Annotated in this window: 1 pseudogene; it reads right to left on the minus strand. The window is 45.3% G+C overall.

The window, feature by feature from the left end:
• A pseudogene (locus ACTHS4_RS12315) lies at positions 1 to 247 on the minus strand (hypothetical protein); the annotation flags it as partial.

Consider the following 247-nt stretch of genomic DNA (forward strand, 5'->3'; position numbering starts at 1 on the left):
CAAGTGGTCGGCGAAAATAACTGTATCACGCAATCCGCACAGACGGAATGATGCGTTAATCAGTTTAGAAATTTATTTTTTCTTCAGCGCTTTGTTGATGTACTCGAACGGCAGGCCTTTAGGCAAGATTTCGCTCAACAATGCACGGACGACAGTCGTTTCGTAACGGTTAACGACAGGCTCAAACTCACCTGCTTCGTTTTTCAGCCATTCACGCAGACGTACGGTAAATTTCGTACCCAGTTCA

This window comes from Neisseria sp. P0014.S009 (assembly GCF_051958155.1).
Lineage (GTDB): Bacteria > Pseudomonadota > Gammaproteobacteria > Burkholderiales > Neisseriaceae > Neisseria > Neisseria flavescens_C.